22 protein-coding genes and 1 tRNA gene are annotated in these 20,937 nt (G+C 68.8%); 7 read left to right on the forward strand and 16 right to left on the reverse strand.

Translation table 11 applies throughout. From position 1 onward, the window contains the following. Positions 1–552: 552 nt before the first annotated feature. From CQ047_RS16035 to CQ047_RS16045, 3 genes are all read right to left on the reverse strand, one after another. Positions 553–879, reverse strand: a complete 327-nt coding sequence (locus tag CQ047_RS16035; protein WP_105676839.1) for a hypothetical protein — start codon at positions 877–879, stop codon at positions 553–555. Between the two features lie 23 nt (positions 880–902). Further along, the gene (locus CQ047_RS16040) at positions 903–1,688 is read right to left on the reverse strand and encodes a helix-turn-helix domain-containing protein (RefSeq protein WP_181155973.1); all 786 of its coding nucleotides are present in this window, start codon (positions 1,686–1,688) and stop codon (positions 903–905) included. Between the two features lie 198 nt (positions 1,689–1,886). After that, positions 1,887–2,078: an AlpA family transcriptional regulator gene (locus CQ047_RS16045; RefSeq protein ID WP_105676841.1), complete on the reverse strand. Its 192-nt coding sequence runs from the start codon at positions 2,076–2,078 to the stop codon at positions 1,887–1,889. Positions 2,079–2,173: 95 nt separating this feature from the next. On the opposite strand from CQ047_RS16045, the gene CQ047_RS16050 reads away from it, so the two are divergent. Beyond that, entirely contained in the window at positions 2,174–2,839 is a 666-nt protein-coding gene (locus CQ047_RS16050; RefSeq protein WP_105676843.1) for a hypothetical protein, read from the forward strand. 219 nt (positions 2,840–3,058) lie between these two features. Then, positions 3,059–4,351: a tyrosine-type recombinase/integrase gene (locus CQ047_RS16055; RefSeq protein ID WP_105676844.1), complete on the forward strand. Its 1,293-nt coding sequence runs from the start codon at positions 3,059–3,061 to the stop codon at positions 4,349–4,351. A gap of 149 nt (positions 4,352–4,500) precedes the next feature. On the opposite strand, the gene CQ047_RS16060 is transcribed toward CQ047_RS16055, so the two are convergent. Next, a tRNA-Pro gene (locus CQ047_RS16060) sits at positions 4,501–4,577 on the reverse strand. A 110-nt stretch (positions 4,578–4,687) separates the two neighbouring features. Here CQ047_RS16060 and CQ047_RS16065 point away from each other — a divergent pair. Genes CQ047_RS16065 through CQ047_RS16085 form a run of 5 tightly spaced genes read left to right on the forward strand, consistent with a single transcriptional unit; the run spans position 4,688 to position 8,354 of the window. Then, complete coding sequence (locus tag CQ047_RS16065) at positions 4,688–5,272, forward strand: GNAT family N-acetyltransferase (protein ID WP_105676845.1); 585 nt, start codon at positions 4,688–4,690, stop codon at positions 5,270–5,272. Between the two features lie 16 nt (positions 5,273–5,288). Next, the gene (locus CQ047_RS16070; RefSeq protein ID WP_105676847.1) at positions 5,289–5,744 is read left to right on the forward strand and encodes a hypothetical protein; all 456 of its coding nucleotides are present in this window, start codon (positions 5,289–5,291) and stop codon (positions 5,742–5,744) included. Further along, on the forward strand, positions 5,744–6,403 hold the full coding sequence (locus tag CQ047_RS16075) for a lysoplasmalogenase (RefSeq protein WP_105676848.1): 660 nt from the start codon (positions 5,744–5,746) through the stop codon (positions 6,401–6,403). Before CQ047_RS16070 ends, CQ047_RS16075 begins: the two co-directional genes overlap by 1 nt. Continuing rightward, positions 6,403–6,786, forward strand: coding sequence for an RNA-binding S4 domain-containing protein (locus CQ047_RS16080; RefSeq protein WP_181155974.1), 384 nt, complete (start codon positions 6,403–6,405; stop codon positions 6,784–6,786). Before CQ047_RS16075 ends, CQ047_RS16080 begins: the two co-directional genes overlap by 1 nt. Positions 6,787–6,824: 38 nt before the next feature. After that, the gene (locus tag CQ047_RS16085) at positions 6,825–8,354 is read left to right on the forward strand and encodes an HNH endonuclease signature motif containing protein (protein WP_105676849.1); all 1,530 of its coding nucleotides are present in this window, start codon (positions 6,825–6,827) and stop codon (positions 8,352–8,354) included. A gap of 302 nt (positions 8,355–8,656) precedes the next feature. On the opposite strand, the gene CQ047_RS16090 is transcribed toward CQ047_RS16085, so the two are convergent. The 12 genes from CQ047_RS16090 to CQ047_RS16145 form a co-directional block, all read right to left on the reverse strand. Further along, the gene (locus CQ047_RS16090) at positions 8,657–9,553 is read right to left on the reverse strand and encodes an NUDIX domain-containing protein (RefSeq protein WP_105676851.1); all 897 of its coding nucleotides are present in this window, start codon (positions 9,551–9,553) and stop codon (positions 8,657–8,659) included. A 112-nt stretch (positions 9,554–9,665) separates the two neighbouring features. Then, positions 9,666–11,138 carry a ribosome biogenesis GTPase Der gene (gene der / locus CQ047_RS16095; RefSeq protein WP_223587458.1) on the reverse strand — a complete coding sequence of 491 codons (1,473 nt, stop codon included), beginning with the start codon at positions 11,136–11,138 and terminating at the stop codon, positions 9,666–9,668. Positions 11,139–11,178: 40 nt separating this feature from the next. Beyond that, a complete protein-coding gene (gene cmk / locus CQ047_RS16100; protein ID WP_105676854.1) occupies positions 11,179–11,886 on the reverse strand; it encodes a (d)CMP kinase in 708 nt (235 codons plus the stop codon). Then, the gene (locus tag CQ047_RS16105; protein WP_105676856.1) at positions 11,879–13,018 is read right to left on the reverse strand and encodes a prephenate dehydrogenase; all 1,140 of its coding nucleotides are present in this window, start codon (positions 13,016–13,018) and stop codon (positions 11,879–11,881) included. Before CQ047_RS16105 ends, cmk begins: the two co-directional genes overlap by 8 nt. Continuing rightward, entirely contained in the window at positions 13,015–13,818 is an 804-nt protein-coding gene (locus tag CQ047_RS16110) for a pseudouridine synthase (RefSeq protein WP_374197870.1), read from the reverse strand. Before CQ047_RS16110 ends, CQ047_RS16105 begins: the two co-directional genes overlap by 4 nt. Positions 13,819–14,009: 191 nt before the next feature. After that, positions 14,010–14,591, reverse strand: a complete 582-nt coding sequence (gene scpB / locus CQ047_RS16115) for an SMC-Scp complex subunit ScpB (RefSeq protein ID WP_105676860.1) — start codon at positions 14,589–14,591, stop codon at positions 14,010–14,012. Beyond that, positions 14,581–15,342: a ScpA family protein gene (locus CQ047_RS16120; RefSeq protein ID WP_105676888.1), complete on the reverse strand. Its 762-nt coding sequence runs from the start codon at positions 15,340–15,342 to the stop codon at positions 14,581–14,583. The genes scpB and CQ047_RS16120 overlap by 11 nt, the downstream gene beginning before the upstream one ends. 172 nt (positions 15,343–15,514) lie before the next feature. Beyond that, positions 15,515–16,405 (reverse strand): ParA family protein, encoded by an 891-nt coding sequence (locus CQ047_RS16125; RefSeq protein ID WP_105676861.1) that lies wholly within the window; start codon positions 16,403–16,405, stop codon positions 15,515–15,517. Between the two features lie 44 nt (positions 16,406–16,449). Continuing rightward, a complete protein-coding gene (locus CQ047_RS16130; RefSeq protein ID WP_219844638.1) occupies positions 16,450–17,184 on the reverse strand; it encodes a gamma-glutamyl-gamma-aminobutyrate hydrolase family protein in 735 nt (244 codons plus the stop codon). After that, the gene (locus tag CQ047_RS16135; RefSeq protein ID WP_105676864.1) at positions 17,177–17,956 is read right to left on the reverse strand and encodes a 3-oxoacyl-ACP reductase; all 780 of its coding nucleotides are present in this window, start codon (positions 17,954–17,956) and stop codon (positions 17,177–17,179) included. The genes CQ047_RS16130 and CQ047_RS16135 overlap by 8 nt, the downstream gene beginning before the upstream one ends. 46 nt (positions 17,957–18,002) lie before the next feature. Beyond that, positions 18,003–19,403: an aldehyde dehydrogenase gene (locus CQ047_RS16140; protein ID WP_105676866.1), complete on the reverse strand. Its 1,401-nt coding sequence runs from the start codon at positions 19,401–19,403 to the stop codon at positions 18,003–18,005. Between the two features lie 141 nt (positions 19,404–19,544). After that, a complete protein-coding gene (locus CQ047_RS16145; protein ID WP_105676867.1) occupies positions 19,545–20,927 on the reverse strand; it encodes a glutamine synthetase family protein in 1,383 nt (460 codons plus the stop codon). Positions 20,928–20,937: the final 10 nt, after the last annotated feature.

Consider the following 20,937-nt stretch of genomic DNA (forward strand, 5'->3'; position numbering starts at 1 on the left):
TCACCCGTGCCACTGGTGCGGGCATCGCGCGGCGGAGTGGGCGTGCCTGTGCGCTGACTCCGGTTCTGTGCCCTCTGATGTCATCTCGGGGGCTCGGGGCGTCTGAGGGGCGCTGAGCGGTCTGAACTCCGGTTAGGACGGTTGAGGGCGTTGGGGGCTCCCCCTGCCAGCCGACCGGGAACAGGGCCGGAGGGGCGGCGACGGGCTCAGGCTCGGGCGCGAGCGCTACGGCGGGACCGTGGCGTGCAGGGAGTCGGCTCACGGCGAGGGCGGATACCTCGCGGCTCTCGCGGGCTCGTGCGGCATCTCGGCGGCGGTGGCACGACCGGCAGGCGGGCACGTACTCCGACAGCACCGGCGAGTACGTCACTCGGGCACCGGTCGCGTTCGTGCCGGTCGTCACGCTGGAGTCAGCGCACAGGCACGCCCACTCCGCCGCGCGATGCCCGCACCAGTGGCACGGGTGAGCCGATGCCGGGCCGCGACGACGGCGGAGTGCGTCATGCGTCTGCCGGTACGTCGGGACCGGCCCGGTAAGCACCGCGCGCCCGTTCATCGCCGCCACCAGAGGTCACCAGCGCTGGCGACGAGCCCGCGACGATCGAGAGCACGCAGGGAACGCGCGGCGGTGTGCGGGGCGTCGGGGCGAATCTCGGTCGGCGTGCGGGGTCGTCCGTCGCCGAGCACGTCGAGCACGGCGCGCATGTGCGGGCTCAGACCGGGTGTCGGCTCGGCGAGGCGTTCCGGCTCCGTCGTCTCGCGGCAGTCGGCGCACGCGGGGGTCGTCGCGGTCACGGTGTAGGCGTTCAGCACGTGCCACACGTCGTAGATCGCATCGGCGCCGTAGGCGTCAAGGTGCGCCATGACGGCGGTTGCCATGTCAGCCCATGATGCTTCGCGGCTCATCGCTCCCACCTCGCTATGGCATCGGCGGCGTCTGCGCGGCTGGCGAGCATGCGGAGCCCGAGCGGGAGGTTCCCCGGCATCTCGGCTCGCGCGGCATCGGTGATCGCCTCCGCGCTGTACACCCCGCCGAGGCGCACGGACAGCGCTTCGACGGCGGCGGGGTCGAGGGTGAGGAGGGCGGCGGCGCGGCGCGCTTTCTCTGCTTCGGCCTCAGCGGCGGCGGATGCCTCAGCGGCGATCCGTGCATCTCGGCATCCTCGGCAGGCGGGAGGATCGGCGAGGCCGGGGTGTCGGGAGCATCGAGCATCGAGGGCGGGCGCGCTTGCGCGCGTCTCGTTCCCCTGGTTCTTGTTCTCTTGGTTCTCGTTCCGTCGGTCAACCTGACCGACGGGTGACGGTCGTTCTGACCGAGGGGTGACGGTCAGGCTGACCGTCACTGGCGAGTTATCCACAGGCTCGGCCAGCCCGGCGGGCGGCGTCTCCGGGTCGATCGCCACGGTGTATCGGTTGCTCGTTTGCCCGTTCGCGTCGTGCTGTCGCTTCCATGTGACGATGCCGAGCGCGCGCAGTTCATCGAGCGCACGACGCGCTGTCTTCTCCCCGAGTCCGGCGGCACTCGCGATCGCCGCGTGAGACGGCCAGCATGCGCCGGTGTTCAGGTTCGCGAACGTGAGCAACGCGGCGTATGTGCGGAACGCCGTGTGGCTCGGGATGCGGAACGCCCACACGGGCAGGCGCACGAACGGCAGGCGCCGCGCGTAGGTCGTGAGGTCCGACACCATGAACGCTCGTCGTGGGGCTTCGACTGATGCGAGATCAGCCGGAGGGGCCACGTCTGCCGCGTGATTCCGGACGGCCAGGGGGAACGTCTCACCGAACCGCTCACGGATAGGCGGTATTCTGCTCATGTTCGCCCTCCTCTCAGGGCTTGGACTCACGGCCTCCGCCTCCTCTCGACGGGGGCCGTTCCGTCTGTGCGGTCAGTCGTCAGCGCTGGCGGCAGTGCCGCCGCCAGCGATGAACCGGTCCAGAGCGTCGGCGGGAAGACGGACACTCCGACCGATCCGCACCGCTCCGGGAACCGCGCCCGACGACAACAGCGTGTATCCGCGGTTCCGGGATACGCCGAGCTGTTCGGCGACATCGACAGCGGTAAGTAGGCGCTCACTCATCGTTTCCTCCTCAGTAGTTCGCTGTACCGATTGTGCATAGGGTTTACTTGCGCGTAAACTGTGGATCACTGCAAGTGCAACAGTTAGGAATCGCGATGCGCTCAACCTCGGATCAGTGGGACGCGTCCACGTGGAGCCGCCCAACCGATGGAATCGACGGCGGCAGGTTCAACCTCTATGGCCTCCGCAGTCTCTTGCGCGACGCACTGGACGAGGCCTCCGACCTCCCCGACGACGCGCCCGGCCCTACGATCGGCGACCTTCGCGAATGGTGGAGCCGCACGGCGGTCGAATCCGATCGCGGCGCGGAGATCGTGAATCCAGCGGGTAGCGCTATCTATCGAGTGACCCTCGATCCCCGGCCCGGCTCGGCAGAACTCCGAACCGTGGAGGTGATCGCGACTGGAGACAACACGGACCCGAGCATCTTCCGCGTGCCCGTCGGAACCCTCGCCGCTCAGGCCCGCGCGGTGCTGGCCCTTCCCGCAGACATCGTGATCGGCGCACGCGGTCCCGCAAGGCCCACAGCCGAGACACTGGCCGAACACGCCCGCGACCGCATCCCACGGAGCAAGATTGCGGAGCGATACGACCGCAAGGTTGCGACCGTCGATCAGTGGATGCGAGAGGCCCGGCGTGAGCGTCCTGACCTCGATTGGCCCGAGCGCCGACGAGGGCCGAGCCCGCGCGCACAGACTCCCCCGGCGACTGCCGGGGAGAACCGGGGCGAGAGCCCCACGAATCGAAAGGCAGACCGATGACAGACACGAGCAACGCCCCGAACGCCGCGGAGGTGACACGATGAGCCGCCGCACCCGAGAGCCGTTCGAGGTCGTGACGCTAGCCGACGGGCGACGAGCGCACCGGATGATGCGCGAGGGTTGGGAACTCCTCTCAGCCCGCAGCGGATTCCTGCTCTCCGCGACGACGTACACCCTCCGGCGCCCGAACCCGCGCTACCGAGGCGCGGCGGTCGCTCGATGAGCGCGCGGGTACTCCCCCGTTCGGGGAACGTCTGCCAGTCGTGCGGCGTCGATCGCGGCAAACGGTCGAGCGGGTGGGCGGCGTTCACCGGGACCGACCGCGACACCGGCGCCGAGCGGATCGCCCACACGTGCCCGGAGTGCCCGGAGCGGAGCGAGCCGATCCGGCGAATCGAGTCCCGAGGCGTCGCACGGTTCCGTGTCGTGCTGGACACGTCCGCGAAGGGTCAGGCGCGCCAGCAGGTCACGCGCACGTGCGACACGCTCGCCGAGGCGCGGGCGTTCGTGGAGACGACACGAGAGCACGTCAGGCGCGGCACGTTCAGCCGTGACGACGTGCGCACGCTGTGCGAACGGTGGCTGTCCACGCTCACCGATATGCGGGAGGTCACTCAGCAGGGCTACCGCTCGGCACTCCGGCCTGTGCTCGCCCGTCTCGGGGATCGCTCGGTGGCCGACGTGCGCGTGCGCGACGTGGACGAATGGATTGCGTGGGCTCGCCGAGAGGGCGGCATGAGGGGTCAACCCCTCTCGCCTCGGAGCGTCCGTTACGGGCTCGCCGCCGCCGCGCTGGCATTCGACAGGGCCGTGCGTGATGAGGTGATCGCGTCGAATCCGTGGCGGAAGGTCAAGCCGCCGAAGTCGGCGCCGAAGGTCACCGGGGATGCGCATTACTGGACGCGCGATCAGGTGGCCGCGTTCCGTGCGGCGTCGGATGCCGACGCGCTCGCGGGCGTGTGGCGTCTCAGCCTCGCCGGGATGACGCGCGCCGACGTGCACGGCCTCCAGTGGGATGACGTGGACATGGACCGCGGAACGGTTCGTGTCGAACGCGGGCGGGTGGCACTCCAGAGCGGCGGATGGGCGGTCGAAGCGCCGAAGTCGGAACAGCGCAAGCGTACGTTGCCCGTCGAGCGTGTCGAGCCGGGCACGATGGCCCTCCTCCGATCGCTCCGCGCGGCTCAGGCCGCAGACCGCCTGCGCGCCGGGGCGGCTTGGGAGGACACGGGGTACGTCATCGTGGATGCTCTCGGGCGCCCGGAACAGCCGGAACGGTACTCCGAGCGGTTCCGTCGGCTGGCGTCTCGCGCGGGGCTTCCGAGCATCCGCCTCCACGCGCTCCGGCACAGCCTCGCGCACTATCTCGACTCGATCGGTGTGCCGCCGTCCGCGAGCGCGGCGTGGCTCGGTCACACGCTCGCCGTGTTCCTGGATACGTACTTCCCGGAGCGTGGGGCGATGGGCGTCGAGCAGGCCGCGGAGGCGATGGAACGCGCGATCGCTGTGTGAGCGGAGCGGCGGAGTAGTAGCCGCCGAATCCGTGCAAATCGAGGCGTCGTGAGAGGCCTGTGAGAGAAAGGGCACCTGCCGGGTAGTAGTCCGGCAGGTGCCCTTTCGTGTTCTCCCGCGTAATTCCGCGGAAATCCGACCTTCTGATTTGGTCGGGCTGACAGGATTTGAACCTGCGACCCCTTGACCCCCAGTCAAGTGCGCTACCAAGCTGCGCCACAGCCCGTTGTCCGTGGCTTTCGCCGCAGGCAACTCCCCTATCTTAGCCTGATGCCGAGGCCGTCCGCGAACCGAGCAGCGTTGCGTGTGTCGGAGGCCCGGCGTAGCGTCCCGTGCATGGCGACGATCACGACCGAGGTGGCGACGACAGCCCGGTGGAGCGATGTGCAGCACGCACTCACGGGCGGCGGGGATGGCGCGAGCTGCCAGTGCATCTGGCCGGTTCTCAGCAACAAGGACTGGAATTCGACGACGAAAGACCAGCGCACCGAGATGCTGCGCACGGAGATCGACGAGGGGCCTCCCCCGGGCATCATCGCCTACGTCGACGGCGACGCCGCGGGCTGGATCCGCATCGGGCCCCGCACGCGACAGGCGCGGGTTCCGCGAACGCGCATCATCGCGGCAGCGTCGACCGAACCGTTCGACGATGCCTCGGTCTGGGCGGTCACGTGCTTCGTGGTGCGCCGAGAGCATCGGGGCTCCGGCCTCAACCTCGACCTGCTCCGCGCGGCCGTCGAATACGCGCGCGACTCCGGCGCCCGAGTGATCGAGGGCTATCCCGTCGACACGGGCGGCGAGAAGCAGCGCTCGAACGAGCTGTTCCACGGCACCCTCGGCACCTTCCTCGCGGCAGGATTCGAGGAGAGGACAGACCTCAAGCCGGGCCGTTCCCTCGTCGCCCTCGAACTCGCCCCTTGACCACTAGCGTGGAGGCATGAGCGACCAGCATCCGATCGTCGAAGACGCCGAGCTCGGCGCCCTCGTCCGTGCGACCACCGAGCTCACCGACGGCGACGTGCTCGTCTCCGACTGGTACATCGGCGGCATCACGACCGACGGCGGAGAGCTCGACCTCATGATCGAAGGCACGAGCCCCGACGAGATCGCTCCGCTGCTCCCCCGGCTCCGCGAGGTCGTCTCGCACCTCGAAGCACTGCGACGCGTCGCCTCGGATGCCGTGGTCACGCAGTTCAGCACCGGAGACCCGGAGCCGCACGAGCTCGAGGAGGCGGCATCCGACCTGTCCCTCGAGACGATCGAGGCGTCGGCCGACGGCACGATCATCCTGCACCTCACCGACGGCTGCGGCGAGCACTTCCCCGATGGATACTGGCCGGCGGTGCACCTCGACGCTGATGACCGGGTCGAACAGGTCACCGTCGAGACCTGATGAAGAACCGCGCTCTCCTCTGGGCGTTCGCGCCCTACATCGTCGCGTCGACGCTTCACGTGATCCTGCTCGCCGTGCACAGTCCTCTGGCCGCGCCGACGAAGCTCATCCTGATGCCGCTCCTGCTGGTTCCCGTGCTGGTGTCGGCCCGACGGCTGAAACCCCGCGCCGCCATGGTGCTGATCCTCGCCGCCCTGCTCTTCTCCTGGCTCGGCGACGGCGCCGGCGCGTTCTTCCCCTCAGCCCCGGAGCTGCCGCTCATGCTCGCGTTCTTCGGCATCGCTCATCTCGCCTACATCGCGCTCTTCGCACGACACCTTTCTCGACGACGGATGCCGTGGTGGGCGCTCGTCTACGCCGCCTGGTGGATCGCCATGGTCAGCGTGATCGGGCCGCACGCGGGAGGACTGTTCCCCGCGGTCGCGGTCTACGGACTCGTGCTCGGCGGCACAGCCGCCTTCTCCACGCGGTGCGGTCCCGTGGTCGCGACCGGCGGCGCGTTCTTCCTCACGAGCGATTCGATCCTCGCGTTCCGCCTCTTCCTGCCCGACGCGCTCCCGTCGTGGAGCAGCCCCGCCGTCATGCTCACCTACACGATCGGGCAGGGCCTCATCATCGCCGGGGCGCTCCTCGCGCTCCGCACACGGAAGGTCACCTGATGGACTCCGCACGCGTCGACAGCTGGCTCTGGGCGATCCGCGTGTACAAGACGCGCTCCGCGGCGACGACTGCATGCCGCGCGGGGCATGTACGACTCAACGGCGACAAGGTCAAGGCGGCGCAGGCCGTGCGCATCGGCGATGAGCTGCGCATCCGCATCTCCGGATTCGACCGGATCCTCATCGTCCGACAGCTCCTCGTCAAGCGCGTCGGCGCCCCGGTCGCGGCCCTCGCCTACGAGGACCGCACGCCCGAGCGCGAGCCGCAGGCCGCGCTGGGGCTGCGCGACCGCGGAGCGGGCCGTCCCACCAAGCGAGAACGCCGGGAGATCGATCGGCTCCGCGGACGCGAAGCAGACGACCAGGAATTCCCCCACTCCTGACGGTTCACTCATTCGTAGCTTTGTTCTAATCTGGGGACATGGCCCACCGCACCGATCTCGACCACGATCTCGAGGAACGACGTCGTGTTCTCGACGCCTGGGCGCTGAAGCGCCGGCAGATCGCCGCGCTCGAGGCCGAGGCCGCTGAACTGCTGATCGAGCAGTTCGACATCCACGATCAGGATGTGGCGGAGAGTCCCTACCATCGCGACGCCATCTACCGGTCGATGATCGCGGAGTTCTCGGCAGCCGCGCGCATCCCGAGGTCGTCGATGGAGTTCGCCTTCGCCGATGCACGTTCACTCCGAGACAGCATGCCCGGCGTCCGTGCCGCGTTCGCCGACGGTCGCATCACCGCCGCCCACGTCCGCGAGATCGTACGGGCGGGAGCGGTCGTCGCCGAGGCGATCGCGAACCGCAGAGCGGATGCCGCCGTCATGGGCCTGTTCGAGACCGCCGCGCTCGTCGTGGCAGAGTGCGACACGGCAGCACGAACCCGCGCCCACGCGCGAGAGGTCGCCGCGTCTCTCGCGGGAGAGACGCTCGTCGAACGCCATCGTCGCGCCGCCAAGGACCGCGGCGTCTCTGTGACCTCACTCGACGACGGGCTCGCCCTGCTCACGGCGGTTCTCCCCGAGTGGATCGCCCTTGCGATCCAGGACCGGCTCACGCACGTCGCGCGAGAGGTCATCGAGGCCAGGGGAACACGCGAGCCCCAACTCGACCCGTCAGCCATCGACCCCGGCGCGGACGCCGTCCACGCCGAGGACGTCGATCTCGCCGATCCCTTCTTCGACGCGTTCCTCGCCGATCCCTTCGCCCCCGCGATCCTCGCCGATACCAGCGCCGACACCACCGCTGACGCTGCTTCTGCCGAGCGCGGCTCGACGCCGGGGACCGATTCCGATGCGGGCATGATCTTCAGCGATGACCGAGCGACTTTCGCGCGCGATCCACTCACCGACGTCGAGCGCATCCCCGCAGACGAGCGTTCCCTGGACGAGATCCGCGCCGATGTCCTCGCCGACATGCTCCTCACCGCCACTCCGAGCACAGCCATCGGCGATGCCCTCGACGACGTTCACGCCCGGATTCAGGTCACGGTCGCGGCGACCACACTCGCGGGGCTCGACGATCGACCCGCGCAGCTCGACGGCCACGGAGCGCTCGACGCTGACATCGCACGAGCGCTCGCAGGGCGGAACAGCGGATGGACGCGGCTGTTCCTCGATCCGTCCGGCCTCGTCGTCGAGACCGACACGTACACGCCCACCACCGCGATGAAGAGATTCCTGCGGGCGCGTGACCAGCACTGTCGCTTCCCGGGATGCCGGATGCCGGTGCACCGCAGCGAGATCGACCACAACCACGATCACGCCAAGGGTGGACGGACGGCGGTAGACAATCTGGCGCACTTCTGCAGAACCCACCACGCGCTCAAGCATCCCGACGTGCCCGACCCGCACAGGTGGACGGCTCAACAGCGCCCCGGAGGCTCCATCACCTGGACCAGTCCGCTCGGGCGCGCGTACACCGACCGCACACCGCGACGAGTGATGTTCATCTGACCTGCACGCCGGACGATCTCGGAGGCTCCGAGGACGAGGCTCGGAAGGCAGGGCTTAGAGGGCGCCGGAGGCTTGGAGGGGCCGGGGGCTTGGAGGGCCGGGCGTTCGCAGGCCTCAGAGGGCTCAGAGGGTTCAGAGGGTTCAGAGGGCTCTCCGGGCGCAGAGAACTCAAAGCACGAGCCTCAGCGATCGGGAGCGCGCAGAGAACTCAAAGCACGAGCCTCAGCGATCGAGAGCGCGCAGAGAACTCAAAGCACGAGCCTCAGTGATCGAGAGCGCGCAGAGAACTCAAAGCACGAGCCTCAGTGATCGATAGTACGCAGCAGCCACCCGGCAGACAGAACCCGGGCGCCGAGAGCTTCCACCCGCGCAGTGAGGCCGCGGTCGCTGGTGACGACGGTGACCGAGCGGCCTATCGAGAGCAGCCGAGCGGCCTCGTCGATGATCGCATCGTCCCCGGCGGCATCCGCCCTGACCACCCGCACGGGAGATTCCTCGGATTCGATCGCCCGCGCCTGACCTTCGACGACCAGCGACACCTCGGGGAACCAGGTCGTCGCTCCGATGCCGAGATCCTCCGCCGGCACGGCGAGGTCGACCAGGCGTTCCCGCAGCCGCGCTGCCGCTCCGGCTCGGTCCTTCCACCAGCCGTTCGGCACCGAGCCGACGACATTCGCGGCGTCGACGACGATCGCAGGACGCTCGTCGAGCAGGGTCCGAAGCATCGGCCACGACGAGGCGAAACCCGGATGCAGCGGACGCGCATCGACGTCCTCGACGGGCACCCACTCCAGCGCCACGCTCTCCGGGTCGCTGATCACCGGTTCGAAGGGCTCCACGACGTCGGCGACGACCGTCGTGTACGACCAGATCGACAGGTCCAGCACGCTCGTCACACGTACGCGCACGGCGCCGTCCGGGACGCCCGCTTCTTCCTGCGCCTCACGCACAGCGCCGACGATGGCGCTCTCGCCCTCGTGCATCGCACCGCCGGGGAGACCCCAGGTGCCGCCGAAGTGGCTCCAGGCGACCCTGTGCTGCAGGAGCACGCCGCGTGCGGGATCGAAAGCGAGCAGCCCCGCAGCGCCGAACCGGCCCCAGTACCGCTCTCCCGTGTCCGCGATCACCCAGGCGTCGCCCGGGTTGCGCGGCCCCTCGGGGCGGCGCGGTTCACCAGCTGCGGGAGGTACGACCGTCACCCCTTCAGCCTGTCACAGCATCCGGGGTACGGCGCACCGACCCGACACGAACTGGAACCGAGCGGGTCCAGAGACGAGTCCCAGCCCTTCAGCCAACGAACTCCCGGGCCGATCAGCGCTGCCGCTTCTCCCGCACACGCATGTTGACGACGATCGGAGTTCCCTCGAACTCGTACAGCTCGCGCAGGCGGCGCTGAATGAACCGGCGGTAGCCCGGGTCGAGGAATCCGGTCGTGAACAGCACGAACGTCGGCGGACGGGTCGAGGCCTGCGTGCCGAACAGGATGCGCGGCTGCTTGCCTCCACGCAGCGGGTGCGGGTGCTCGGCGACGAGCTCGGCGAGGAACGCGTTGAACTTGCCGGTGGGGATGCGGCGATCCCAGTTCTCCAGCGAGGTCTCCAGCGCAGGAACCAGCTTGTCGAGGTGACGACCGGTCTTCGCCGAGATGTTCACGCGCGGAGCCCACGCGACGTGCGCGAGGTCCTGCTCGATCTCACGCTCGAGGTAGCGGCGACGGTCCTGGTTCTCCAGGTCGTCGTCGTTCAGGCGATCCCACTTGTTGAACGCGAGCACGAGCGCACGTCCGGACTCGAGCACGAGGTCGATGATGCGCACGTCCTGCTCGCTGATCGTCTCGGAAACGTCGAGAACGACCACCGCGACCTCGGCCTTCTCCAGCGCCGCAGAGGTGCGCAGCGACGCATAGAAGTCGGCGCCTTGAGCCATGTGCACGCGGCGACGGATGCCGGCGGTGTCGACGAAACGCCACAGCTTGCCGCCCAGCTCGACGATCTCGTCGACCGGGTCGCGCGTGGTTCCGGCGAGGTCGTTCACGACGACCCGCTCTTCGCCTGCGGCCTTGTTCAGCAGCGACGACTTGCCGACGTTCGGGCGCCCGAGGATCGCGACGCGGCGAGGGCCGCCGATCTCCTGCTTGGCGACGGCCGAGATCTCGGGGAGCGTCTTCAGGATCGCGTCGAGGAGGTCGGCGACGCCGCGGCCGTGGATCGCGGAGACCGGGTGGGGCTCGCCGAGGCCCAGGTTCCACAGGGCAGCGGCCTCCGGCTCCTGGCGCGCGTCGTCGATCTTGTTCGCGACCAGGAACACGGGCTTGCCGCTCTTGCGGAGCATCTTCACGACATGCTCGTCGGTCGACGTCGCTCCGACCATGGCGTCGACGACGAACAGCACGACGTCGGAGAGGTCGATCGCGACCTCGGCCTGCGCCGCCACCGAGCGGTCGATGCCTCGGGCGTCGGGCTCCCACCCGCCGGTGTCGACGAGCGTGAAGCGGCGGTCGTTCCACTCGGCCTTGTACGTGACGCGGTCGCGGGTGACACCGGGGGTGTCCTCCACGACAGCCTCACGACGGCCGAGGATGCGGTTCACGAGCGCGGACTTGCCGACGTTCGGCCGTCCGACGATCGCCACGACCGGGAGGGCCGGCATGAACTGGATGCCGTCCTCGTCCATCGTGATCCCGGCGAGAAGCGCAGCGTCTTCGTCGTCGAGCTCGTAGTCGGCGAGACCCGCGCGCAGAGTCTCCGCGCGCTGCTCTGCGAGGTGCTCGTCGAGCGCCTCCATCTTCTCTGCGAGGTGGTCGGGGCCGCCTTCGTATTCGTCGTCAGCCACTGTGTGCTCCTCGGAGTCGTTCGATCACCGCGAGTACGGCATCGATGGTCTGGGGGAAATCGAGATCCGTCGAATCGACGACCTCCACGCCCTCTGCGGCGTTGAGGAAGTCGACGACGGCGCTGTCCGATGCGTCGCGCTTGTGCAGCGCGGCGGCGACGGAGGCAGCGTTCTCACCGGCGAGCTCGCCCGCCCGGCGCGCAGCGCGCACCTCGGGGGCAGCGGTGAGAAGGATGCGGACGGGAGCGTCGGGGGCGACGACGGTGGTGATGTCGCGTCCCTCCACGACGACCGCGTCGAACGGGGCCTCGGCCACGAGCGAGCGGAACAGCTCGTTCACCTGCGCGCGGACCTCGGGCACGCGCGCCACGCCACTGACCGCGCCCGACACGTGCGGTGCGCGGATCGCCTCGGTGACGTCGACGTCGCCCACGCGCACCGTGCGGTCGTCGGGGTCGAGCCCCAGCCGCACGGGGAAGTCGGATGCCGCGGCGAGGACGGCTGCGGCATCCGCCGTGTCCGCCCCTCGATCGAGGACGTGCCAGGCCAGCGCGCGGTACGCGGAGCCGGTGTCGAGGTAGCCGAATCCGAGCGTGCGCGCGACGGCCTTCGACACGCTGGACTTGCCCGACCCGGCAGGGCCGTCGATGGCGATGAAGTCGGGAGTGCGCGCAGCGGTGGCGGTCGTCGTGTCAGTCATTTGTGTTCCCCGCAATCCGCCAGCCGCGTTCGGTGAGTCCGGTGACCGCGCCGTGCAGCGCGGCCGGGTCGACGCTGATCTCCGCCAGACCGAACTGTGCGCCGGGCGAGTGCTCCAGGCGGAGGTCTTCGACGTTGACTCCGAGTTCGCCGAGCTCGCCGAAGAGGCGTCCGAGCTGTCCTGCCGTGTCGTCGACCATGACGACCAACGACTCGAAGCGGCGGTTCTGTCCGTGCTTGCCAGGCAGACGCTCGACGCCGTCGTTGCCGTGACGGATCGTCTCCGCCACCGCACGCCGGGAACCGGGCGCCTCGGGAGCGCGCAGCGCATCCGACACCTCGCGGAGGTCTTCGGCGAGGGCGTCGAGGATCTCCACGACGGGGGCCGCGTTCGCGCCGAGGATCTGCACCCAGAGCTCGGGGGCGGATGCCGCGATGCGCGTCGTGTCGCGCACGCCCTGACCGGCGAGACGCAGAGCGCCCTCCTCCGCGTCGGCGAGGCGTCCGGCGAGCAGGCTCGCGACGACCTGGGGCACGTGGGAGGTCAGCGCGACCGAGCGGTCGTGCTCCTCCGGTGTCATCTCGATCGGCTGCGCGCCGACGTCGAGAGCCAGAGCCTCGACGAGCGCGAGATCGGCGGCCTTCGTCTCACCGTCGCGGCACACGACCCACGGACGGCCGATGAACAGGTCGGCCCGCGCCGAGATCGCCCCGCCGCGCTCGCGACCGGCGAGCGGGTGCGAGCCGATGTAGCGGGCGAGATCGACACCGCGCGAGGTCAGTGCGCGGAAGGGCTCGAGCTTGACGCTCGCGACGTCGGTGACGACGGCATCCGGGTACCGCTCGAGTTCCGCTTGGATGACATCGGCGGTGACGTCTGGCGGCACGGCGACGACGATCAGGACTGGCGCGTCGTCGGCAGACGGGGCACGACCGGCGCCGTAGTCGATCGCCAGGCGCTGCTGTGCGGGAGACGTGTCGGAGAGCACGACATCGACGCCCTTCGCGCTGAGCGCGTGCCCGATGCTCGCACCGAGCAGCCCCGTGCCGACGATGCGGACGGTGCCCGAGAGACGCGACGCGACGGCGGTCGCCGTGCGCGGCGCGCTGGGCGCACTCGTCGTGTCGGTCACTCGTTCTCCTGCTGCTCGCCTGGCGCCTCGGCGACACCGGAATCACGGCGCGACAGAGTAAGCAGCGCGCCTAGTTCGATTTTAGTCAGTTCGCGGCTCTTCCCCGCCGGGAGCGTTCCCAGGTGCAGCGGACCGAACTGGCGTCGCACGAGTTCGGTGACGGGATGCCCGACCGCCGCCATCATGCGGCGGACGATCCGGTTGCGTCCGGAATGCAGCGTGAGCTCGACGAGACTCGACCCCCGCGAGGTGTCCAGCAGCCGCGCCTTGTCGGCCGCGATGGGTCCGTCCTCCAGCTCGATGCCCTTCGTGAGCTTCGAGATCGTCTGGGCGGTGACCTCCCCCTCGACCTTGGCGATGTACACCTTGGTGACGCCGAACGACGGATGCGCGAGGACGTGCGCGAGGGCGCCGTCGTTCGTGAGGATCAGCAGTCCGCTGGTCTCGGCATCCAGCCGTCCGACGTTGTACAGGCGCTCCTCATAGTCCTTCGTGAAGAGCCGCAGATCGGGGCGGCCGCTCTCATCGCGCATGCTGCTCACGACGCCGGTGGGCTTGTTGAGCATCACGTAGCGCTTCGAGACATCGAGCTGCACAGCGGTGCCGTCGACATCGACGAGGTCGGTCTCCGGATCGATGCGGGTGCCGAGCTCGGTCACGACCACGCCGTTGACGCGGATGCGGCCCTCGACGATGTAATTCTCGACCACGCGTCGGGAGGCCACTCCCGCTCCGGAGAGCACCTTCTGCAGGCGCACGCCCTCGGGGGCGGAGCCGTCTGTCATCGAACCATCAGTCATGAAACCATTCCTTCATCGAAGCGTCCGCGCGGCACCAGAAGGGTGCTTTCCGCGCGAGCACTCATCGAACCAAACCTTCATCGAAGCGCCCAAGCCGCACCGTACCGGCGTCAACCGCACGCGCGCTCACCGGACCAGACCCTCATCGACACGCCCGCACCGAACCGCAACGGCGCCGACCACACGCGTACTCATCGAACCAGACCCTCATCGAAGCCGTCTGCGCCGTCATCGAGCAGCGGGGAGATCGGAGGCAGCTCGTCGAGCGAGTTGATGCCCAGGTGCTGCAGCAGTGCATCCGTGGTGCCGTAGTTGATGGCGCCCGTCTCGGAGTCGGCGAAGAGCTCGGTGATGAGGCCGCGTGCGAGCAGGGTGCGCACGACGGAGTCCACGTTCACCGCTCGGATCGACGCGACCTGGCTGCGGGTGACCGGCTGCTTGTAGGCGATGACGGCGAGCGTCTCGAGCGCGGCCTGGGACAGTCGAGCCGGCGCCTGGCCGCCGATGAACTCCGCGACGAGGTCGTCGTGGTCCTCGCGCACGTAGAGCCGCCAGCCGCCTCCGACCTCGCGGAGCTCGAAACCTCGACGCGGACCGCGGCCCTTGCCGTCATAGTCGTCGACGAGCGTCTCGAGCGCCTGCCGCACGGCGGCCACGGGAGACCCCACGGCGGCGGCCAGCGCCACGAGTCCGATCGGCTCGTCAATGATGAGCATGATCGCCTCGATCTTCTGGGTCAGCACTCCGGCTGACGGTTCGAGGTCATCGGTCATAGTCGGCTCCCAGGGTGGCGAGTGATTCGTCCGACCAGTGGTCGGCGGCCCAGCGCAGCGTCAGCTCGCCGAGCGGTTCCAGTTGCTCGAAGGAGAGCGCCGCGTGGCGGTAGAGCTCCAGCACCGAGATGAAGCGCGCGACGACGATACCCGGTTCGCGGATGCCGGCGACGAGTTCGCGGAAGCTCAGCGACTCGGCGCCGCGGAGGAGCGTCACCACGATCGCCGCCTGCTCACGGATGCTGACGAGCGGAGCGTGCAGGTGATCGAGTCCGACGTGCGGGATCTCCTTGGGCGCGAACGCGAGCAGGGCGAGTGCGGCGAAGTCGTCGGCCGAGAGAGACCAGACCAGCTCCGGCGTCTTCTTGCGGTGCTTCTCGTCGAGTCGCACAGCGCGGACGTGCCGCCGATCCTCTCGCTGCAGGCAGCGGGAGAACCAGGCGGAGACCTCCTTGAAGGCCCGATACTGCAGCAGTCGCGCGAACAGCAGGTCCCGAGCCTCGAGCAGTGCGACGGCCTCAGCATCCACCAGCTCTCCCTGCGGAAGGAGTCCGGCGACCTTCATGTCGAGCAGTGTCGCGGCGACCACGAGGAACTCCGACGCCTGGTCGAGCTCCTCATCGTCGTCGAGCTCCCTCAGGTAGGAGATGAACTCGTTCGTCACGGCGCTGAGCGAGACCTCGGTGATGTCCATCTCATGCTTCGAGATGAGATTCAGCAGCAGGTCGAACGGGCCGTCGAAGTTCGACAGGGAGACACGGAAACCGGAGTTCTCCTCGGGAGATGAGGTATCCGAGGATTCCCTGGACGACGCGGTACTCGAAGACGACGCAGCCGCATCGGTCTCGTGGCGAGGGGTCTCGTCAGGCGACGCGGTTCCCGAAGACGACGCAGTCGCGTCGGTCTCGTGGCGAGGGGTCTCGTCAGGCGACGGCGCCACGGGCGACCAGCTCCCGCGCCAGCCGCAGGTACGCCTGGGCGGCGGCGTGCTCCGGCGCGAACTCGGTGATGGGCACACCCGAGACCGAGGCGTCGGGGAACTTCACGGTGCGGCCGATCACGGTCTCCAGGACGTCGTCGCCGAAGGCCTCGACCACGCGCTCGAGAACCTCGCGCGAGTGCAGCGTGCGCGGGTCGTACATCGTGGCGAGGAGGCCGTCCATCGTGATCGACGGGTTCAGCCGGTCGCGCACCTTGTCGATCGTTTCGATGAGGAGCGCGACGCCGCGGAGCGCGAAGAACTCGCACTCCAGCGGAATGATCACGCCGTGAGCGGCGGTGAGGGCGTTCACGGTGAGGAGCCCGAGCGACGGCTGGCAGTCGATGAGGATGACGTCGTACTCCCCCGCCACCTGGCGGAGCACCCGGGCGAGGATCGTCTCACGCGCGACCTCGTTGACGAGGTGCACCTCGGCGGCGGAGAGGTCGATGTTCGCCGGCATCACGTCGAGTCCCTCGACGCCGGAGCGCACGATCGCATCGTGTGCGTCGCGCTTCGTGTCGAGCAGCAGGTCGTAGACCGTCGGCGTCTCGTGCGTCTGGATGCCGAGACCGGCCGACAGAGCGCCCTGCGGATCGAAGTCGACCGCGAGAACCTTGCGCCCGTACTCCGCGAGGGCCGCGGCGAGATTGATGGAGGTCGTCGTCTTGCCGACGCCGCCCTTCTGGTTGCACAGTGCGATGATGCGCGCGGGGCCGTGAGACGCCAGCGGCTCCGGCGTCGGGAACCCGTGATAGGGACGACCGGTGGGTCCGATGGGTGTGTCGTCGGCCTTCTTCGCCTTCGCCCTGGACGTTGCCGCTCTCTCAGCCACCGGTTCTCCTGCTCCTTCGTGCTTGCTCGATTGTAGTCGCAGGCTCACCTCTCGTCGCGTCGGCGCGCGGCGCTGTCCCTCGCTGCGTCGACCAGTCCCTCGATCACCCGCACGTCGTCGGTGGTCTCCGGATGCCACTGCACCCCGACCTCGAAGCGGTCCCCCTCGGCCTCCATCGCCTGGAGCACGCCGTCGGCATCACGCGCTGTCGCGACGAAACCGGGGTGGTCCGCGACCGCCTGGTGGTGGTGGCTGGCGCTGGTGATCTGCTCACCGAGCAGTGTGGAGACCCGATGCCCCGGATCCACCGCCACGGGGATGGCCTCGTAGGAGCTCTCGCCGCCCCCGTGCCGATCGTGGCCGACGACGTCGGGCAGATGCTGCACGAGCGATCCGCCGGCGGCGACAGCCATGAGCTGCATACCCCGGCAGATGCCCAGCACAGGGAGCCGCAGCGCGTCCGCCTCCCCGAGCAGCCACAGCTCCGATGCGTCGCGGTCGTCGTACCAGCGCACGACGTTCGGGTCCGGCTCCTGCCCGTAGCGCGCGGGGTTCACGTCGGCTCCGCCCGCGATGAGCAGACCGTCGAGCCGACCGAGCACGGCTCTTGCCGCGCCGCGATCGGCGAGCGGCGGGACGAGCACGGGGATGCCCCCTGCCCGCTCCACCGCGAGGGCGTAGTCGCTGGGGAGCAGGTCGGCCGGTACCTCCCGCCAGGCGCCCCAGGAGGCCGCCTGGCGGTAGGTCGTGATGCCGATGATCGGGCGCTGGTCAGTCAAAGTCCGAATCCAGCGGCGTGACGTAGGCGTTGGAGAGTCCGCCGTCGACGAGGAAGTCCATCGCCGTGATGAAGCTCGACTCGTCGCTGCCGAGGAACGCGACGGCGTTGGCGATCTCCTCCGGTTCGGCGAAGCGCCCCATAGGGACGTGCACCAGACGGCGCGCGGCGCGCTCCGGATCCTTCGCGAACAGCTCCTGCAGCAGCGGGGTGTTCACGGGGCCGGGGCAGAGCGCGTTGACGCGGATGCCCTTGCGCGCGAACTGCACCCCGAGCTCCCGGGTCATCGCCAGCACGCCGCCCTTCGACGCGGTGTAGGAGATCTGCGAGGTGGCGGCGCCCATGATCGCGACGAACGACGCCGTGTTGATGATCGAACCGCTCCCCTGCTCCAGCATGTACGGCAGCACCGCCTTGCAGCACAGGTACACGCTGGTGAGGTTCACGTCCTGCACCAGGTTCCAGGCGTCGATTCCGGTCTTCAGGATGGAGTCGTCGGATGCCGGCGAGATGCCCGCGTTGTTGAACGCGATGTCGATGCGCCCGTACTTCTCCTTGGCGTGCGCGAACAGCGCCTCCACCTCTGCGGCATCCGTCACGTTCACCTTGATGAAGGAGCCGCCCAGCTCCTCTGCGATGCGCGGGCCGTTCACCTCGTCGAGGTCGCCGATGACGACCTTGGCCCCCTCCGCGACGAACTTCTTCGCCGTCGCGAGGCCGATGCCGCTGCATCCGCCGGTGATGACGCCCACTTTGCCTTCGAGCTTGCCCATCGTGTGTCCTGCTGCCTTTCTCGGGGTGTGTCAGTGCTGTGTTGTGTCAGTCGTCGGTCGAGATGAAGACGTTCTTCACCTCGGAGAAGCTGTCGGGCGCGTCCGGTCCGAGTTCGCGCCCGAGTCCCGACTGCTTGAACCCTCCGAACGGAGTCCAGTACCGGACGGAGGAGTGCGAGTTGACCGACAGGTTGCCGCTCTCCACGCCTCTCGCCACGCGCAGCGCGCGCCCGAGATCGCGGGTGAAGATGGATCCCGACAGGCCGTACTCGGTGTCGTTGGCCTTCGCGATCGCGTCGGCCTCGTCGGTGAACGGCATCACCGCGAGCACGGGGCCGAACAGCTCCTGCGACCACACCGGATCAGCGGCGCTGCGCGGCATGACCACGGTCGGCGGCATCCAGAATCCGCCGGTGTCCTCCACGGTCTGTCCGCGATAGGCGACGTCGGCGTCCGCGATGCCCGCGAGCACGGAGTCACGCTGCTTCGCGGAGATCAACGGCCCCATCTCGGCGTCGGGACTCGACGGGTCCGTCACCCGGAAGGCTTCGACCGCGGGCTGCAGCAGCTCGAGGAACCTGTCGTAGACGCTCGCCTGCACGAGGATGCGCGAGCGTGCGCAGCAGTCCTGTCCGGCGTTGTCGAGTCCGGCGCCGGGGGCGGATGCCGCGGCCTTCTCGAGATCCGCGTCCTCGAACACGACGTTCGCGTTCTTTCCGCCGAGCTCCAGCGTCAGCTTCTTCACCTGGTCTGCGCAGCCGCGCATGATGCCCTTGCCGACATCGGTCGAGCCGGTGAAGCAGACCTTCCGCACCAGCGGATGGGTCACGAACCTCTCGCCCACCACGCTCCCCTTGCCGGGGATCACGGTGAACACGCCCTCGGGGATGCCGGCGTCCCTGGCGAGTTCTCCGAGCCGGAGCGCCGTCAGCGGGGTGAGCTCGGCCGGCTTCAGCACGACCGTGTTGCCCGCCGCCAGCGCGGGGCCGAAGCCCCAGCCGGCGATCGGCATCGGGAAGTTCCACGGGACGATGATGCCCACGACGCCGAGCGGCTCGTGGAACGTGATGTCCACACCACCGGCGACGGGGATCTGCCGCCCGAAATGACGCTCGGGCGCCGCGCTGTAGTAGTTGAGGACGTCGCGGACGTTCCCCGCTTCCCAGCGGGCGTTGCCGATCGTATGGCCGGAGCCGATCACCTCGAGCGCGGCGAGCTCGTCGATGTGCGCGTCGACGGCCGCCGCGAAGGAGCGCAGCAGACGCGCGCGCTCGCCGGGTGCGATCGCACGCCATGCGGGGAAGGCCGCATGGGCGCGCTCGATGGCGGCATCCGTCGCCGCGAGGTCGGCCAGTGCGACGCTGCCGATCGCCTGACCGTTGGACGGGTTGAGGACCGTGAAGGTGCCGCCGCCGTCGAAGGGAGAGAGAGGGATCTGGAAGGTCATGCTCACAGCCTCTCGAATCCACGCTTGAGGGCATCGCCCACCGCAAGGTACAGAGTCACCGTCATGCTCACAGCCTCTCGAATCCGCACGTAAAGGGACCAGCCACCGGAAGGTACAGAGTCACCGCGCTCGCAATCATGCTCACAGCCTCTCGAATCCGCGCTTGAGTTCCCAGTCGGTGACGGCTGCGTCGAACGCCTCGATCTCGACGTCCGCGTAGTGGACGTAGTGCTTGACCACGTCCTCGCCGAACACCTCGCGGGCGATCTCCGACCGCGCGAGCGCGTCTCTGGCCTCATGCATGGTCGTCGGCACGATCGGCGCTCCCGACTCGTAGGCGTTGCCCGCGGTCTCCGGCTCCAGCTCGAGTTCGTGCTCGATGCCGTACAGACCACCCGCGAGCATGGCGGCGAGCCCGAGGTACGGGTTCATGTCGCCGCCGGGCAGACGGTTCTCCATGCGCGCACCGGCGCCGCGTCCGACCAGCCGCACGGAGGTCGTGCGGTTGTCGATGCCCCACGCGACGGATGTCGGGGCGAAAGACCCCTTGACGAAGCGCTTGTAGGAGTTGATGTTGGGCGCGTAGAACAGCGTGAAGTCGCGCATGGTCGCCAGGACGCCCGCGATGAAGTGGTCGTACAGCGGGGTGCGGGAGCCGGTCTCCGCGTCCCAGAAGACCAGAGAGCCGTCGAGTCCGCGCAGGGACATGTGCACGTGGCACGAGTTGCCCTCGCGCTGGTTCGGCTTGGCCATGAACGTGATCGACTGATCGTGCTGGCGGGCGATGTCCTTCGCCGCGGTCTTGTAGACGGCGTGGTTGTCGGCCGTCGTGATGACCTCGTCGTACTTGAACGCGATCTCGTGCTGACCGAAGTTGCACTCGCCCTTCGCCGACTCGACGTTCAACCCCGACGCGTACATGGTGTTGCGGATCTCGCGCAGCAGCGGCTCGACCACGCTCGACCCGATGATCGAGTAGTCGATGTTGTAGCGGTTCGCGGGGATGAGACCGCGATAGTCGTCGTCCCACGCCTTCTCGTACGGCGTGTTGAAGATCACGAACTCCAGCTCGGTGCCCGCGAGCGCCGTCCAGCCGTGCCCGGCCGCGCGCTCCACCTGCTGCCGCAGGATCTCCCGCGGCGACACCCGCACCGGATGCCCGGACGTCGTGGCGAGGTCGCACTGGATCATCACGCTGCCGGGGCGATGCGGCATCCGCCTGATCGTGGAGTAGTCGGGGATGAACTCCATGTCCCCGTAGCCCGACTCCCACGAGGCGTTCTCGTAGCCGTCGACCGTGTTCATGTCGACGTCGACGGCGAGCAGATAGTTGCATCCCTCGGTGCCGTGCTCCAGCACGGTGTCGAGGAAGAAGCGTCCGTGCAGGAGCTTGCCCTGCAGTCGCCCCTGCATGTCGGTGAAGGCCAGCACGACCGTGTCGATCTCGTCGGAGAGGATCGCCGATCTCAGCTGCTCGACGGTGAGCATGCGGTCGTTGCGGGCCGGGGCGGGGGTGATGTTCATCTGTGCGCAC

It is taken from the genome of Microbacterium sp. MYb72 (genome assembly GCF_002979415.1).
Lineage (GTDB): Bacteria > Actinomycetota > Actinomycetes > Actinomycetales > Microbacteriaceae > Microbacterium > Microbacterium natoriense.

Excerpts from the sequence above, each read along its gene's own strand:
- CQ047_RS16035 (WP_105676839.1), bottom strand. The coding sequence starts at position 879 with ATGGCAACCGCCGTCATGGCGCACCTTGACGCCTACGGCGCCGATGCG.
- CQ047_RS16040 (WP_181155973.1), bottom strand. The coding sequence starts at position 1,688 with ATGGTGTCGGACCTCACGACCTACGCGCGGCGCCTGCCGTTCGTGCGC.
- CQ047_RS16045 (WP_105676841.1), bottom strand. The coding sequence starts at position 2,078 with ATGAGTGAGCGCCTACTTACCGCTGTCGATGTCGCCGAACAGCTCGGC.
- CQ047_RS16050 (WP_105676843.1), top strand. The coding sequence starts at position 2,174 with ATGCGCTCAACCTCGGATCAGTGGGACGCGTCCACGTGGAGCCGCCCA.
- CQ047_RS16055 (WP_105676844.1), top strand. The coding sequence starts at position 3,059 with ATGAGCGCGCGGGTACTCCCCCGTTCGGGGAACGTCTGCCAGTCGTGC.
- CQ047_RS16065 (WP_105676845.1), top strand. The coding sequence starts at position 4,688 with ATGGCGACGATCACGACCGAGGTGGCGACGACAGCCCGGTGGAGCGAT.
- CQ047_RS16070 (WP_105676847.1), top strand. The coding sequence starts at position 5,289 with ATGAGCGACCAGCATCCGATCGTCGAAGACGCCGAGCTCGGCGCCCTC.
- CQ047_RS16075 (WP_105676848.1), top strand. The coding sequence starts at position 5,744 with ATGAAGAACCGCGCTCTCCTCTGGGCGTTCGCGCCCTACATCGTCGCG.
- CQ047_RS16080 (WP_181155974.1), top strand. The coding sequence starts at position 6,403 with ATGGACTCCGCACGCGTCGACAGCTGGCTCTGGGCGATCCGCGTGTAC.
- CQ047_RS16085 (WP_105676849.1), top strand. The coding sequence starts at position 6,825 with ATGGCCCACCGCACCGATCTCGACCACGATCTCGAGGAACGACGTCGT.
- der (WP_223587458.1), bottom strand. The coding sequence starts at position 11,138 with ATGGAGGCGCTCGACGAGCACCTCGCAGAGCAGCGCGCGGAGACTCTG.
- cmk (WP_105676854.1), bottom strand. The coding sequence starts at position 11,886 with ATGACTGACACGACGACCGCCACCGCTGCGCGCACTCCCGACTTCATC.
- CQ047_RS16110 (WP_374197870.1), bottom strand. The coding sequence starts at position 13,818 with ATGACTGATGGTTCGATGACAGACGGCTCCGCCCCCGAGGGCGTGCGC.
- scpB (WP_105676860.1), bottom strand. The coding sequence starts at position 14,591 with ATGACCGATGACCTCGAACCGTCAGCCGGAGTGCTGACCCAGAAGATC.
- CQ047_RS16135 (WP_105676864.1), bottom strand. The coding sequence starts at position 17,956 with ATGGGCAAGCTCGAAGGCAAAGTGGGCGTCATCACCGGCGGATGCAGC.
- CQ047_RS16140 (WP_105676866.1), bottom strand. The coding sequence starts at position 19,403 with ATGACCTTCCAGATCCCTCTCTCTCCCTTCGACGGCGGCGGCACCTTC.
- CQ047_RS16145 (WP_105676867.1), bottom strand. The coding sequence starts at position 20,927 with ATGAACATCACCCCCGCCCCGGCCCGCAACGACCGCATGCTCACCGTC.